The organism is Coriobacteriia bacterium (assembly GCA_031292615.1).
Classification (GTDB): Bacteria; Actinomycetota; Coriobacteriia; order Anaerosomatales; family JAAXUF01; genus JARLGT01.
In genome coordinates this window covers 1-13,757 of the sequence record JARLGT010000013.1, presented here as the reverse complement: position 1 = coordinate 13,757, position 13,757 = coordinate 1, and the positions used below count along the sequence as shown (strand labels likewise).

Genomic DNA, 13,757 nt, shown 5'->3' with positions numbered 1-13,757 from the left:
CATCCTGCTCGTGCTCGCAGCCGTAGGTCTCGCGCTCGCCGCCGCCTTCGGCTGGGCGTTGCGGTCCCTCCGTCGTGATGCCGATCGCGTTGGCCGCCTGAACCGGGCGCTTCGAACGATCAGTGACTGTAACCAGGCGCTGATGCATGCGCGCGATGAAGAACAGCTGCTGTCCCAGGTCTGCGATGCCATCGTGAACACGGGTGGCTACCCTTTCGTTTGGGTTGGCTACGCCGAACAGGATGCGTCAAGAACAGTGCGGCCGATGGCCGTGGCTGGGGCCCGGCGAGAGGATGCGGAGGCACTGGGCGTCACGTGGAGTGACACCGAGTGTGGACGCGGTCCGACAGGTGCTGCGATTCGCATGGGGCGGCCCGTCATCACTCGAGACATTGCCGGCGACCAGGTCTTCGACCCATGGCGCGAGGCCGTTGTGAAGTTCGGCGTCGCGTCGTCGATCGCTCTCCCCCTCTCCGCACGGGGCCAAGTCTTCGGCGCGCTGACAATCTATGCCACGCATGTTGATGCCTTTGATGCGGCCGAGGTTGCCCTTCTGACCGAACTGGTCGACGACCTGGCCTACGGCATCGAGGCTTTGCGCACCCAAGCTGCCCATGAAAGCGCCCAGAAGGCGCTGGAGGCGAGCGAGCGTCAGCTGGCGTTGGTCCTCAATAACGTCTCCGATGTCGTATTCACCATAGCCGTGGAATCTGACGGCGGATTCCACTTCGCCTGGGTCAACCACCGCTTCTTGGACCTGACCGGGCTCTCCGAAGACCAGATCATCGGCGCCCGCGTTCAAGACGTCATCCCGGAGCCGGCGCTCACCATGGTCGTCGGCAAGTACCGGGAGGCGATTGAAACTGGACGGCCTGCCCACTGGGAAGAGGCCTCCGAATATCCCGCCGGCAGGAGAATCGGTCAGGTCACGGTCGTTCCCGCACTCGATTCCTCCGGAACCTGCAGCCAGCTCGTGGGCGTCGTTCACGACGTGACCGAGCGCGAGGAGGCCGCGCGCGCGCTGGAGGAGAGCGAGCGTCAGTACCGTGAGCTGGTGGAGAACGCCAACAGCATCATCCTTCGCTGGGCGCGCGACGGGCGGGTCACCTTCCTCAATGAGTTCGGCCAGAAGTTCTTCGGCTACTCCTCCGATGAGATCGTCGGCCGCCACGTCATGGACACCATCGTTCCGGCGACGGACACTGCGGGACGCGACATGGCCGAGCTCATGGAGGAGATCCTGTCCGACCCGGTGGCCTTCGAGCAAAGCGTCAACGAGAACATGCGTCGTGATGGGCAGAGCGTCTGGATCTCCTGGACGAATCGGATCGTGTGCGACGCCGACGGCGAGGTTTCCGAAATCCTGAGCGTCGGCACCGACATCACGGCGCGGCGACGCGCCGAGCAGGCCATCAGGGATTTGAATGCCACTCTCGAGCAGCGCGTGGCCGAGCGTACCGCCGAACTGGCCGTCGCCAAAGACCGCGCGGAGGCGGCGGACCGAGTGAAGTCTGCCTTCCTGGCGACTATGTCGCACGAACTCCGCACGCCGCTCAACTCAATCATCGGTTTCACCGGCATCATGCTCCAGAAGCTGGCGGGACCACTCACCGCCGAGCAGAGCAAGCAGTTGGGAATGGTACGCGACAGCTCCCGGCATCTTCTCGCGCTGATCAACGACGTCCTCGACATCTCCAAGATCGAGGCCGGGCAACTGCAGGTGAGTCGCGAGCATTTCGACCTTCCTGGCACGATCAAGAAGGCGGTGGCCACGGTGGCGCCTCTTGCGGAGAAGAAGGGGCTGGACCTGCGAATCGAGGTTGCCCCGGAGATCGGTGACATGCTGAGCGATCCGCGGCGCATCGAGCAAGTGCTGCTCAACCTCCTGAACAACGCGATCAAGTTTACCGATGACGGGGTGGTCACCCTGACCGCGGACATCGTGCCCGGCGCCAGCCCAGCCGCGCCGTCTACGATTCGCATCGCGGTCGCCGATACCGGAATCGGCATAAGGGCAGAAGACATGGGGCAGCTCTTCCAGTCGTTCCGGCAGATCGACACCGGCCTTGCCCGTCAACACGAAGGCACTGGTCTGGGGCTGTCCATCTGCCGACGACTCGCCGAGCTCCTTGGCGGGGAGATGAACGCGGCGAGTGAGTTGGGTACGGGAAGCGTCTTCACACTTACGCTGCCCGCGGAAGGACTGGTGGAGGCATGAAGCCACGAGTACTGCTCATAGAAGACAACGAGCAGAACCGCTACCTTGCCACGTTCTTGCTCGAAGGCAGGGGTTATGAGGTCAAAGCGGCGGTCGACGGGCCGCTCGGCATCGAGCTGGCGGGGACCTTCCTGCCGGAGATGATCCTGCTAGACATCCAGCTTCCGTCGATGGATGGGTACGAGGTCGCCCGGGCCCTGCGCGCGAATCCCGCGCTGTGCCACTTGCCGATCATCGCCGTGACCTCCTACGCGATGCCGGGCGACCGCGAGAGGGCGATGGAGGCCGGATGCACCGGCTACATCGAGAAGCCGATCGACCCGGATACGTTCGTAGCCGAGATTGAGCGCTATCGGGATGAGGCGCCAAAGGAGTGTCCATGAGCGCGAAACACGTTCTGATAGTGGACGACGTAGAGGACAACCGCTACCTGTTGCGAGTTCTCTTGGAAGGCCACGGCTACGAGGTCGATGAGGCTGCCGAAGGCGCCGAGGCACTTGAGATGGCGCGCCGCCAGGCACCAGATCTGATCGTCAGCGACATCCTCATGCCCGTGATGGACGGGTTCACCCTGTGTCGCGAATGGAAGCAAGACGATCGCCTCAAGAACATCTCGTTCGTCTTCTACACGGCGACGTACACCGACGCACAGGACGAGGAGTTCGCGCTGAGCCTCGGCGCCGAGCGGTTCATGGTGAAGCCGGCGGAGCCGGACGTGTTCATGGCGATGATCGAGGAGACGATCGTCACAGTCGGAAGCCCACCGCCAGTCCGCACGGGACCGAAGGCGGAACGACCGACTCCGCCTGCGACAGAGGCGTCCTCGGGTGACGAGCGAGCGTTTCTGCAGAACTACAACGCGACGCTCGTCCGCAAGCTGGAAGACAAGATGCAGCAGCTCGAGAGCACGAACCGCGAACTCGAGCTCGACATCGCCGCCCGGCAAACCGCCGAAAACGCATTGCGGGAGAGCGAGGAGCGCTACCGCGGCTACGTCGATAACTCGCCTTACGGCGTCTTCGTAACCGACGAGCTAGGCCACTACGTGGACATCAATGCCACGGCAGCCGACATCACCGGCTACGCGCCCGAGGAACTCACTCACATGAGCATCGCCGATCTGCTCTCTGGAGAGTCGCTCGGGTGGGGAAAGGAGAGCTTCGCCAGCCTCCTCGAAACGGGCACGTCAACCGGCACTGGGCTCTTCTTGCGCAAAGACGGAACGACATTCCACGGTCGCGTGGACGCAGTGCGGCTTTCCGACACGCGCTTTCTCGGCTTCCTCGCCGATGTCAGCGACCAACAGCATGCCGAGGAGGAGTTGCGCTCGCAGGCCGCGCTGATCGACCTCGCCCACGACGCGATCATGGTTCGCGACATGGAGGACCGCATCGTGTTCTGGAGCCATGGGGCCGAGGAGACGTACGGCTGGTCGCCTGACGAAGCCGTCGGCGCCACCCCTGCCACGTTGCTTGCGACCGAGTTTCCTGAGCCTCGCGAAGCGATCATGGCGACCCTGGATTCGTCGGGGCGGTGGGCTGGACAGTTGGACCACACGACCAAGGACGGTCGCCGAATCGTCGTGACCAGTCGCTGGTCGTTGAGACGCGGCAGCGCCGGTCAACCTCCTGTGGTCCTCGAGATAAACCGCGATATCACCCTTCAGGTCAAGGCGACCGTCGACTTGGCTGAGAGCGCCGAAGACCTACGGCGGGCCTTCGCTGGTGCTATCTCCGCCTTGGCGGCGACGGTCGAGATGCGCGATCCGTACACGGCCGGCCATCAGCGTCGGGTCGCCCAGCTCGCTTGCGCGATCGCCTCGGAGCTCGGCTGGGAAGATGCCAGGATTGAGACGTTGGGCATGGCGGCTTTGCTTCACGACGTTGGCAAGATCGTGGTGCCCACCGAGATCCTCACCAAACCGGGCCGGTTGGAAGACATCGAGATGATGCTCATCCGACGACATGCGGCCGCTGGAGCGGACACCGTCGCGATGATCGGCATCGGCGGCGACATGGCCGATGTGGTCCGCCAACATCACGAGCGCCTCGACGGTTCGGGCTACCCCGACGGCCTGAGCGGAGATCAGGTGCTGCCAAGCGCGCGTATCCTCGCTGTCGCCGACGTGGTCGAGGCCATGATCAGCCATCGCCCCTACCGGGCGGCACTTCCGCTGTCCGTTGCGATGGCGGAGATCCGCGAAGGTGCAAGTGTCAAGTACGACGCGGACGTCGTAGCTGCCTGCTTGCTAATCGTTGAGGAGCGGGGCTTCCAGTTCGCGGACTGAGGTCGTCTCTCAAGGCGTGAAGGCCTGTGAGGGGCCGCCTCGCGCCTCATGGGCGGAGGGTCTCGGGGTTGGGCGCCGCCCGCTCCCGAGGGGGGGGATGTGGTCGCCCGCCTGGATGCGAGGCGCTCGACAGATGCCCCGATCAACCGCCTCACCCACAAATGCGAGCAGCTACCGGGCGCATCGACGTGCTCCTCGACTCTACTACTGGCTGGAAGGGGTTCTCCCTTTCCCGGCAGACAGAGGCTACGCCGCTCACGGTTGCTCCACGTGCCGCGCTCGGTTCGCATGCGGGCGATATTGGACGCGTCCCGACCGAGCCTCCCGCCCAATCGCCGACCGCCTACCTCTGGCTCGACCGCTTGTCTTCATACATCCGGGTGTCGGCCTCAGCCAGCACCGTGGATGTGTCCGAGTCTCGAGTGATCGCGGCCGAGCCGATGCTCAGGCCTACGTCGAGTCCGTGCTCGCGGCCCACATCGGATACGACCTCAGAAAGGCGCGTAACGAGCGCATCGGTGGATTCGGCGCTCATACCCCAGAGCACGATGCCGAACTCGTCTCCCCCGATGCGGGCCACTGTGTCGATATCTCGCACAACGGCCCTCATGCGCTGGGCGATCTCACGAAGCACTTTGTCGCCGAAGACATGCCCGTACAGGTCGTTGCATGTCTTGAAGCGGTCCACATCGGCGAATAGAACCGTCGAGACAGTCCCCCGCCCGGCGAAGGCGGCCGCACGCTCGACTTCCGCCTCGAACGTCCGCCGATTCGGGAGCCCCGTGAGTACATCGTGGCTTGCCAGATGCTCCAGATCGGCGGTCAGCCTGTGAATCTCGGTGGTGTCGACGAGCACCACGAACGCACCTAGCGTATGGCCACTCGCGTCGAAGAAGGGGCCACCGCCGCATGAAACGTAGCGGGGCGGTTGCCCCTCGGCGCGGATGATCATGGGAACGTCATGGACCGTTTCTCCGCGAAGCGCCCGAGCGAGCGGGATTTCATCGGGCGGGAATAGCGTCACACCATCCGGCAGATAAAGACGATAGTATGCAGCCCACTCTCGCGGCGAGATACTGCGTGCGTCAAGGCCATGCCATAGACGGGCGGTGGGATTGAAGACAACGAGGTTACCGTGCTTGTCGCAGGCAACCACGCCGTTCTGCGAGTTCTCAATCACCGCATGATCGAACGCAGCCAGCTCGTGCTCGCCCCATATGGAGCACACGAGCGGCTGTCCGCTGAAGCTGTCGGTCCCATTCATGTTATGCGGACCTCCTGGGCGCCCACGCCCCAAAGAAGGTCTCACGAACGGAGCGTCTGACAACACTATCGTCAGAACGCCGCCCGCGCTAAACATTTGGCCAACTACAGCGTTCTCGCGCGAGTATCGTTTGGATGCCGCAGAATCATCCCAAGGCCGTGTTTATGCCGCAGGCCCAGTCTGGGCTGGGCGCCGCGGTCGTCAAGGGGCTGACGCATCTCGACGTGCAGTCCTGGCAGAGGGCCCGCGCAGTCCACGTCTGCCCGACGCCGGCGCAGAGAGCTCCGCACACGGCCGGAAGGTCGCCTCAATTCGCGCTCGTCGGCGAACGCATGACCCCTTAACTATTCCAAATAGACCATAGCGAGGCCGGTCGTCGCGCGCCGACCTCTCGGCGGCAACGTACCAGCCCGGCTAACCGCTACCACCCGCTCTGAGCAGGCTTTTTGCGTGCGCACCCGTCCACCGCTGGGTTGCGACGAGCTCAGTGCTTCGTCGCTCGCAATCTTCCTTGGGCGCTCGGTTTCGCCGAGCTATTACCACGCTATTACGACGGAGCCATCTCAGAAAGAAGTCAGGGGCCCTCCGATTACTCGGAATAGGCCCCTGACCTGCTCTTTTATGGTCGGGCTGACAGGATTTGAACCTGCGGCCCCTTGACCCCCAGTCAAGTGCGCTACCAAACTGCGCCACAGCCCGACTTATGCCGCTCACGCGGCGAGACGACATACTACCTGCCACCGCGGCGTGCAGCAACCCACTATGCCGGGATGACCGGCTCGCCGCACTCCTCGGACTCGCCACAGTACAGGGCGACGTTGACGTCCTCCATCGTGAGCAGGCCCGCGGGCATCATCGCCGCCCACACCTCGGCCAGAGCGGTGATGCGCACAGCCTCATCGACGACGCTGACCATGACCGGGATGTCGCTGCTCATGCGCAGCCCGTGCTTGGCGACGTCTCGGCTGGAAGCGCCGTATCCGGCAAGACCTCGCAGCGCAGTCGCGCCGGCGCAGCCCTGCACGCGTGCCTGGTCGATGAGCGCCTGGTAGAGCGGCTTGTCCTCGTAGTGTTCGTCCTCGCCCACGTAGGCGGAGAGCTTCTTGGCTTGGCCTTCTAGGTGGTGGATCACGCCTGCCCCTTCCCTGCCCTGCGATCGTGGGCCGCCGTCGCTTCTGGCGTCACGCGATCCCACAGTTCGCGGGCGATCGATGTCTTAGACTGCACGGGCAGCTCCTCAGCGCCCTGCCCCGAGACGAGCCAGACCCGATTGGTATCAGAACCGAAGCCGAGCCCCTCGACAGAGACGTCGTTGGCGACCACCCAGTCGAGGTTCTTCGAACCCAGTTTGCCTTCAGCGGCCTCGAGCACGCCCTCTGTCTCGGCGGCGAAGCCAACCAGCAGGCGGCCATCCTTGCTGGCGCCGAGCTCTGCGAGGATATCGGGCGTGCGCTCCAGCTCGATGGTGAGCGACGCCTCGTCCTTCTTCTGCTTCTGCGGCTCGGGGGACGCTGGTCGAAAGTCGGAGACGGCAGCTGTCGCCACGACGGCGTCGATCTCGGGATAGGCGCTCTGGGTGGCGTCGCGCATCTGCTGGGCGCTCATCACGTGCAGCGTGCGCACGCCAAAGGGCTCGGGCAGCACGGTCGGCCCGCTGACCAGCGTCACGTCGGCGCCACGCCGCGCGGCTTCCTCGGCGATGGCGTAGCCCATCTTGCCGCTGCTTCGGTTGCCGAGGAAGCGCACAGGATCGAGCGCCTCCTGCGTCGGGCCAGCGGTCACGAGCACGCGCACGCCCTGAAGCGAGCGTACGCGCTTGACCTCGGAGAGGACGGCGCGGCTGATGAGCCCGACGTCAGCCAAGCGGCCCTCGCCCACATCGCCGCAGGCCAGCTCGCCGGTCTCGGGCTCGACGACCATGGCGCCGCGCGCCCTGAGCTTGGCGACGGCGGCCACGGTGGTCTCGGCGCGCCACATGTGGACGTTCATCGCCGGTGCGATCACGAGCGTGGCCTGGGTGGCCAGCGCCGTCGTGGAAAGCAGGTCGTCGGCTCGGCCGTCGGCCAGCTTGACGATGGTGTTGGCCGTAGCCGGTGCTACCACGAACACGTCGGCCTCCTTGGCCAGCGAGATGTGATGGATCACCGCGTCGGCCTCATCCCACAGCCCCACAGCGACGGGGTTGCCCGTCAGGGTGCGAAACGTCGTGGGGCCGACGAAGTTCGCGGCCGCCTCGGTCATCACGACTTTGACGCGGCAGCCGTGCCTGATTAGCGAGCGCACCAGCTCACACGACTTGTACGCAGCAATGCAGCCGGTCACGCCGAGAACAACTGTGGGTCGTACAGCCGGTTTCTTCATGCGCCCAGTATCGCACGTGGCCGAGAGAATCGTGCCGGCCGTCCTCCCACCGCTCGGGTACAAACCCCTGAGCGGCCGCCTCTCTCGGCCGCGACCGCACAACCGCCCGAGGAGGTCTCGCAATGCCCCAGCCCGCTCCCTACGGACGCGAGGTTCGCATCCGGATCGGTGGCCCCGCTGGCTTCGGCATCAAAGCCGCAGGTCAGACGCTTGCGCGCGTGTTCGCCCGAGCCGGCTACCACACCTTCGACCTCACTGAGTACCCGTCGCTGATCAAAGGCGGTCACAACACCTACCACCTGCGAGTCAGCGAGGACGAGATCTTCAGCCACGTCATGCCCACGGACATCCTTGTCGCGCTCGACGCCCCGACAATCGCTTTGCACCTCGGCGAGCTCACGAGCGGCGGCGCGATCGTCTTCGACCCGCACGATGTCGCAGCCGACGCCATCGAGCTGGCAGGCCGAGACGACATCTGCCTCGTGCCGGTCCCGCTGACCGACATCGTCTACGAGGTCGGCGGCATCAAGATCATGCGCAACGTCGTGGCGCTGGGCGCGGTGCTCGGCCATCTCGAGTTTCCGCTCGACGGGCTGGTCGACTCGTTGCGCCACCAGTTCGCTCACAAAGCCCCCGAGATCGCCGAGCAGAACGTCGCCGCAGCCACGCGCGGCCATGTGGAGGCCGCCAACGCGCACTGTGACTTCCCATTCAGGCTGGCACCGCGCGGCTCAGTCGAGCCGTTCGTGCTTGCCGACGGCAACGAGGCCGTGGGCGTCGGCGCACTCGCGGCTGGCCTGGGATTCTACGCCGCCTACCCGATGACACCCGCTTCGTCGCTGCTGAGCTTCATGGCCAAGCACGCCGATGCCAGCAGTGTGGTGGTCAAGCATACGGAAGACGAGATCGCCGCCATGAACATGGTGGTGGGCGCGGCGTTCGGCGGTACCCGCGCGATGTGCGCGACGAGCGGCGGCGGCTTCTCCCTGATGGTAGAGGCTTTGGGCTTCGCTGGCGTGAGCGAGAGCGCCGTGGTGGTGGGGCTGTTCACACGCCCCGGCCCGGCGACCGGCCTTCCCACGTGGACCGAGCAGTCCGACCTGCGCTTCGCGATTCATGCCGCACAGGGCGAGTTTCCGCGCGTAGTACTTGCACCGGGCGACCAAACCGACGCCTTCGAGCTTGGCTGGAAGGCGTTTAACCTAGCCGACCAACTCCAGACGCCGGTCATCGTCCTCGGCGACACGTACCTGTCCGACAACCGCCAGACCCAGCCTGCGTTTGATACCGCAGCAGTCACGATCGACCGCGGCCAGCTGCAGACGACCGGCGAGGTCGAGGAGTACGCTCGCTATCGCGTAACGGATTCTGGCGTCTCGCCGCGCGTGGTTCCCGGAGTGGTGGGCGCACAGCAGATCGTCAACAGCTACGAGCACGACGAGCACGGCTGGGGCGCTCCGGGCGAAGAGCGCGCAAACCGTATCGCACAAAGCGAGAAGCGAGCGCGCAAGTTCGAGCTCGCCAAGACGCTCGTCCCCAAGCCAGTCGAGTTCGGCCCGCACGAGGCGGCCGTCTCGGTCATCCTCTTCGGCACCACCAAGATGCCCACCCTGGAGGCCGCCAAGTGGCTTGCCGCCGAGGGCGTCACCGTCAACGTTCTTCAGCTCGTTACCGTCTGGCCCTTCCCCGCCGACGCCGTGCACGAGTTCTTGGAACGCTCCAAGCGCAGCATCGTCATCGAGCAAAACGCGACCGGGCAGCTCGAAGGGCTGATTCGCGAGCACACGCTTCGCGAAGTTGGCCACCGCCTGAATCGGACCGACGGCCGCCCCATCTCGCCAGAGCAGGTCTACGCGTTCGTGCACGACATTCTCGGCAGGCATGTGGAGCTGACGGCCGCGGGGGCCATCGCGACCTCGGAAGGAGGCCGCTGATGCCCGCGGTCAAGGAGTTCGTCACGCCGCTCAAGCCCACCTGGTGTCCGGGATGCGGCAACTTCGGCATGTGGGAGGCGCTCAAGCGCGCTCTGTCCGAACTGGACTGGCAGAAGAACGAGTTCTCGGTGGTATGGGGCATAGGCTGCCACGGTAACGGCGCCGACTTCCTCGACGTCCAGGGCATGCACGCTCTTCATGGCCGAGCGGTTCCACCCGCCACCGCGCTGCGCCTGACGCGGCCCGACCTGAAGGTGATCGTCGAGATGGGCGACGGCGACGGCTACGGCATCGGGTTGGGTCACTTCGTGCACGCGCTCAGGCGCAATCCGGACCTTACGATCATCGCCCACGACAACCAGATCTACGGGCTGACGACCGGACAGGCCTCCCCCACTACCGAGCACCTGATGCCCACCGTCTCGACGCCAACCGGCGTGCTCGAGCAGCCCGTCAACCCCATCGGCCTCGCGCTCGCGCAGGACGCGACCTTCGTGGCGCGCGGCTTTGCCGGCGACATCCCACACCTCACCGAGCTCTACAAGCAGGCGCTCACGCATAAGGGGCTGGCGATCGTCGACGTCATGCAGCCATGCGTGACGTGGAACCACCTCAACACGTTTCAGTGGTTCCGTGAGCGCGTCTACAAGCTCGAGGAGAGCGGCTGGGACACGTCGGACCGAGCCGCAGCCTTCAACCTCTCGATGACGACCTTCCACGACCTGACCTGCACACCCGAGCAGTGCAAGATCCCGATCGGCGTCTTCTACAAGCGCGAAGGCGTGCCCACCTACGAGGACCGCGTTGCGGCATCAGCCGAACCTGGCTTCAAGCGTGCCGAGCAGCCCCGAGACGTCTCAGCGATTCTGGCGGGGCTGGGCTAGGGCCACATCGTCGGAAGCGCACCCCGGCACGCTCGAAGCCCCGACGGCAAGCCCGGCACGCTCGGCCCGCGCTACTGCTCGGCGAGCCCGATGTCGCGGCGACCTGCGGCCAGGCGCCCGGCAATAGGTCGGCCGTGCATGCGCACCACCATGCGTTCGAACGTCTCGGCAAGCTCAGGGTCGAAGCGCGTGCCGGCAAAGCGCTCGATCTCCTCGAGCGCGGCGGCGGTCGAAAGGGCGGGTTGCCAGCGGCGACCCGTCGTCATGGCCTCGAAGGCGTCGCAGATGGCGAGCACGCGGGCTTCCAGCGGGATGTCCTGGCCTGCCAGTAGATCGGGGTAGCCGGTACCGTCCCAGCGCTCGTGGTGCGAGCGCACGATCGGCAGGACTTCGGGCACCTCGGCAGGGGCAAGTAGCCGCTCGCCGAGTTCGCAGTGAGCGCGGATGCACGCCCAATCCTCGTCGGTCAGCGGGTCGACCTTGAGAAGCACGTCGTCGGCGATGCCGACCTTGCCGATGTCGTGCAGCAGCGCCGCGGACTCTAGAACGCGCGTGCGCTCCTCGGAAAGGTCGAGCACGAGCGCAAAGGCGCTGACAAGCTCTGCGACGGCCTGCGAGTGAAACCGCGTCGAGGCGTCGCGCGCATCGACCGCAGCCGCCAAGGCGCGAAGCTTGTTGCGATGCGACTGGCGCCGGGAGCGATCGAGGCGCACCAGGGGATCGGCGGCCTCCACGATCTCTGCGTCGTAGACTACGACGTCGGGCCTCTCTGCCGAGCGCGCAAGCTGCTGCGAGGCGATGGCGCGCGAGACAAGCGAGGCGGCATCCTCGGCGTTCTCGGGGAAGACCGCCACACCCGCCGAAATCGCGACCGGGATTCCGTCGACGCTCACATCGCTGCCCAGCCGCGCATTCACTCGACGCGCCGACGCCTCAGCATCCAACGCCGAGAGCCCGTCGACCACAGCGACGAACTCGTCGCGACCGACACGGTAGACCGTCGCGCTCGCAGGCAACTCGGCGCGGATCACGTCGACGAGTTCCACGAGAAGTTGGTCGCCTGCCTCGGCGCCGGACATCTGCACGATGTCGCGGAAGTCGATGACGTCAAACGCGATTGCCGCAATCTCACGGTGCTCGGAACGTGCGTCGTCAAGCTCGAGGGGGAGCCGCTCGTAGAGATAGCGCTGGTTGTAGGCGCCGGAGATCGTGTCGGTGATCGAGCGCGCCCGGTGGTGCGCGAGCTCGACGCTCCCTAGCCACGAACGCACGATGAGCACCAGCGCGAGCAGAGTCGTCGCAACGACGATGGCCCCACCGCCCGGAAGCCCGGCGACGCGAAGCGCTCCCACGCCCATGACCACCAGCGCCGCGGCGAGGGCGGTCGGATAGAGCATCGGCAGCCACGGCGGGCGGACCTCTGGGACGGGCCAGGGTCGGGCCAGCTCGACATCCTGAGCCGCTGTGAATCGGTAGACAGCGGCCATGAGCAGCAGATACAGGCCGAATCCCAACAAGATGCCGTACCAGTCGGTACGGGCCGGCTCGGTCAGCAGCAGCGCGCTCGTGTAGGTCCACGGCGATACGAACAGAGCGACTGCGTAGCATGCGAAGCAGAACGTGATCAGCCGCTCCCACGAGCGCCAGTGGTACGCCTTCCAACCCAAAGCGATTAGCGTGGTGGTCAAGAGAATGGCCACTGCACTCACCGGATAGAGCGCCATGACCGAGGCCACAGCCCATCCGCCGCGGGGAACGCTGATGAGCAAGGGAAGCGTCCAGAACCAATAGACGACCGCGAACCCGACTATCGCGGCAGACAGAATGTCCAGGTAGAAACGGAGGCGCGCGAAGATCGGGCTTTCGCCGAGTTCGGTCATCGACACGACCAACACGTAGAACACGCAGATCGCAATAAGGTGCCCGACCTCACTCCAGTGCGGCGGTTGTGGACCGTGGAAGTTGATCGAGACTGTGTACCAAGTGAAATACGCCTCGCTGAAGAGAATACCAACGACCGCTGTCCCAAGCAGTCCCCAGAACCGGCGCTCAAGGCCGCTCAGTCGAAACGCGAGCCAGAAGGATGCGACGGCGGCCAGCATCATTGGCAAGAAGAACGTGAGTACTTGGGAGATCAGCGACTCTGTCACGATCGGCAGCCTGAGCTGCCACACAGCGACCTCCGCCACGGCGAGCAGGCCGAAGAGAGCCCACCACGCCCCGCGAACGACGCGTTGGCGTCGGATGTCGACTGCCCCGCTCACCCTGCAAGCCAATCATCGGACCAGCCGAGCGACGCGGTTGCGCCTACGACCTCGATGAACTTCTCGGCAAGCATCGGGTCGAAACGCGAGCCCATGCCCAGATCGATCTCCTGGAGTGCCGCCCCGCGCGACATCGGCACGCGATTTCGCACGCCGGAGGTCATGGCGTCGTATGCGTCGGCGAGTGCGATGACGCGTGACTCAAGCGGCACAGCCTCGCCCGAAAGGCCGTCCGGATAGCCCGCTCCATCCCAGCGCTCGTGGTGGTGACGAATCCACGTCGGGACGTCGGACAGCCCCACGGACTGGGTCAGCGCCTGTCCCAGCTCTGAGTGCTCGCGCGCCGCCATCTGCATCCGCGAGGATCGCAGCACGTCGGCGAGCAACTCGTCGGGCAGTCCCAGTTTGCCGCAGTCGTGCAGTATCGCCGCGATCTCGATGCGCCGCACGACGTCGGATTCCAGCCCAAGCGCCTCGGCGAACAGGACCGCGAGCGACGCGACGTTGCGAGAGTGGTAGTAGTTGCGCGGATCTCGCGCGTCGGC

At 65.4% G+C, this 13,757-nt stretch carries 10 protein-coding genes and 1 tRNA gene; 5 read left to right on the top strand and 6 right to left on the bottom strand.

What is annotated here, in order from left to right; all coding sequences use genetic code 11:
- Nucleotides 1–142: 142 nt before the first annotated feature.
- Genes P4L93_01055 through P4L93_01045 form a run of 3 tightly spaced genes read left to right on the top strand, consistent with a single transcriptional unit; the run spans nucleotide 143 to nucleotide 4,505 of the window.
- Nucleotides 143–2,218, top strand: a complete 2,076-nt coding sequence (locus tag P4L93_01055) for a PAS domain S-box protein (protein ID MDR3685533.1) — start codon at nucleotides 143–145, stop codon at nucleotides 2,216–2,218.
- A complete protein-coding gene (locus P4L93_01050; GenBank protein ID MDR3685532.1) occupies nucleotides 2,215–2,601 on the top strand; it encodes a response regulator in 387 nt (128 codons plus the stop codon). The genes P4L93_01055 and P4L93_01050 overlap by 4 nt, the downstream gene beginning before the upstream one ends.
- Complete coding sequence (locus tag P4L93_01045; protein MDR3685531.1) at nucleotides 2,598–4,505, top strand: PAS domain S-box protein; 1,908 nt, start codon at nucleotides 2,598–2,600, stop codon at nucleotides 4,503–4,505. Before P4L93_01050 ends, P4L93_01045 begins: the two co-directional genes overlap by 4 nt.
- A gap of 343 nt (nucleotides 4,506–4,848) precedes the next feature.
- On the opposite strand, the gene P4L93_01040 is transcribed toward P4L93_01045, so the two are convergent.
- From P4L93_01040 to coaBC, 4 genes are all read right to left on the bottom strand, one after another.
- Complete coding sequence (locus P4L93_01040) at nucleotides 4,849–5,769, bottom strand: diguanylate cyclase (GenBank protein MDR3685530.1); 921 nt, start codon at nucleotides 5,767–5,769, stop codon at nucleotides 4,849–4,851.
- Between the two features lie 622 nt (nucleotides 5,770–6,391).
- Nucleotides 6,392–6,468, bottom strand: a tRNA-Pro gene (locus tag P4L93_01035).
- 61 nt (nucleotides 6,469–6,529) lie between these two features.
- On the bottom strand, nucleotides 6,530–6,901 hold the full coding sequence (locus P4L93_01030; protein ID MDR3685529.1) for a DUF190 domain-containing protein: 372 nt from the start codon (nucleotides 6,899–6,901) through the stop codon (nucleotides 6,530–6,532).
- Nucleotides 6,898–8,130, bottom strand: coding sequence for a bifunctional phosphopantothenoylcysteine decarboxylase/phosphopantothenate--cysteine ligase CoaBC (gene coaBC / locus P4L93_01025; GenBank protein ID MDR3685528.1), 1,233 nt, complete (start codon nucleotides 8,128–8,130; stop codon nucleotides 6,898–6,900). The genes P4L93_01030 and coaBC overlap by 4 nt, the downstream gene beginning before the upstream one ends.
- A 122-nt stretch (nucleotides 8,131–8,252) precedes the next feature.
- On the opposite strand from coaBC, the gene P4L93_01020 reads away from it, so the two are divergent.
- Nucleotides 8,253–10,064 (top strand): 2-oxoacid:acceptor oxidoreductase subunit alpha, encoded by a 1,812-nt coding sequence (locus tag P4L93_01020; GenBank protein ID MDR3685527.1) that lies wholly within the window; start codon nucleotides 8,253–8,255, stop codon nucleotides 10,062–10,064.
- Entirely contained in the window at nucleotides 10,064–10,948 is an 885-nt protein-coding gene (locus tag P4L93_01015) for a 2-oxoacid:ferredoxin oxidoreductase subunit beta (GenBank protein ID MDR3685526.1), read from the top strand. Before P4L93_01020 ends, P4L93_01015 begins: the two co-directional genes overlap by 1 nt.
- Nucleotides 10,949–11,019: 71 nt before the next feature.
- On the opposite strand, the gene P4L93_01010 is transcribed toward P4L93_01015, so the two are convergent.
- Together P4L93_01010 and P4L93_01005 are read right to left on the bottom strand one after the other, a co-directional pair.
- Complete coding sequence (locus P4L93_01010) at nucleotides 11,020–13,212, bottom strand: diguanylate cyclase (protein ID MDR3685525.1); 2,193 nt, start codon at nucleotides 13,210–13,212, stop codon at nucleotides 11,020–11,022.
- The coding region (locus tag P4L93_01005; GenBank protein ID MDR3685524.1) for an HD domain-containing protein at nucleotides 13,209–13,757 on the bottom strand (549 nt) is incomplete at its 5' end. The genes P4L93_01010 and P4L93_01005, both read right to left, overlap by 4 nt.